This window comes from Paenibacillus rhizoplanae, from assembly GCF_042684125.1.
Classification (GTDB): Bacteria; Bacillota; Bacilli; order Paenibacillales; family Paenibacillaceae; genus Paenibacillus_AQ; species Paenibacillus_AQ rhizoplanae.
Genome location: NZ_JBHUKY010000087.1, coordinates 1 through 1510 on the forward strand (window position 1 = coordinate 1; position 1510 = coordinate 1510).

At 46.3% G+C, this 1510-nt stretch carries 1 protein-coding gene; it reads right to left on the reverse strand.

Annotation, left to right across the window (positions count from 1 at the left end; translation table 11 throughout):
* Positions 1-4: 4 nt before the first annotated feature.
* Positions 5-1357, reverse strand: coding sequence for an IS4 family transposase (locus ACFSX3_RS30455; protein ID WP_209994896.1), 1353 nt, complete (start codon positions 1355-1357; stop codon positions 5-7).
* Positions 1358-1510: the final 153 nt, after the last annotated feature.

The following is a 1510-nucleotide window of genomic DNA, read 5'->3' on the forward strand; positions in this document are numbered from 1 at the left end:
TAACTCAACTTTCGCAGCTCAAATCCCCAAACAAACCCTTGATATAGCTGGGTAAACCGGAGATCCAATCCTGTAGTTGACAAAAAACTGCTGTTTTGTTCTTCTTGGTTTTTGCCTGGGTCATTTCGAGAAATAAACTCATGAGCTGCTGAAGAGCGGTCTGGTAATCCAGATCACGGACTTCATCGGCGAAGAGGAAAAAAAGTCCTCCAAGTGTTCGGTCATCACTTGACTGACGCCGTTCGTATTCCATTGCCAAATATCGGCTGAATACAATCGTGGTATGGCTAATCAATTGGTCATAAGAGCGTCCCTGGAACTCAGTCCCTAGTTTCAAATAGCTTTTGGTGACTTTGAAAAAAGTCTCAATACTCCAGCGCATACCGTAGATTCGTACGATTTCTGCAGCATCCAGCGTGACATCTGTACTCAAAATCGCCAGCCACTCCCGTTTTTTATTCCGGTTGCGCACAAAAACAAGTTTCACGGGCAAACCGCAAGCAGTTTTTACCAGGACGGAGCCTTTAATGTCTCTGGCATTCGATTGGGGAAGGGTTTGAAAGACTTCGCGCAGCGTCAGTCGCTTTCCTTGCACTAGGTAACGTTGTTTCATCTCTTTCACCATGCCGATCACGGGAAGCCCTTTAGAGGTAAGCTGACGAAGTAGCGGCGCTTGTGTAAACCAGCTATCCATAAGCACGTAGTCGGCGGTGAATCCTGCACGTAGCGCCCGATCCAGCAAGGCAACAACCGCATCCGGCTTTCGGGAAAAGGCCTCCATCCGCCGTTTGTATCCATGGCTGCGTTTGGAGAGAGTCGAAGCCATTTCGCACAGGCGATTGGCCAATTTCGCTGAAGACAGCATGACAAAGTCAATCGGAGCGAAGCTAAATCCGTCCGACCAACCTAGGGTTAGCATGGTGTAGCCCCTAGTGAATTTGCCCGTGGAATGGTCAAAAACGCGTGCTAACAACTCTGCTTTTTTACTCCGGTTTCGGCTCAAAACGGAATCGTCGATAATGAACACGCGTACGCGCTGAGAAGAGATAAGCGATTCAAAATGACGCACAACACGAAGACTTAAAGCCTGCAAAAAGCGTCGCCAAGCAAACGAAGCTTGATTTAAAAAACGGTAGACAACATCTTTACCAGGAAGATCTGCTGCACGATCGCTTTCCAGAAGCCGAAACCAGTTCTTTTCTTCGAAAACCAAAGAAAATACGATTTGAAAAATGGCTAAACTGGAAAGACCGAAAGATTTAGAAATACCTGCTTGCCGTAAGGTTTTTCCAATGTGAAGAGTGGCAAAAAGTTTGGAAAAGCGAGACTGTTCAGACAGGGAATGTTGTTGTAACATAGGGTTACGCACCTTTCTTGTTGGCATGGTAAGCTCGACACTTCCATGATACCAAACAAGCGAGGTGTTTTTTGTCAATACGAGTGAATCTACTGAATTTCCCTTACGCGCTCAAGGGTTTAAGCCATTTTTCTAGGTGCGAAAGTTGAGTTA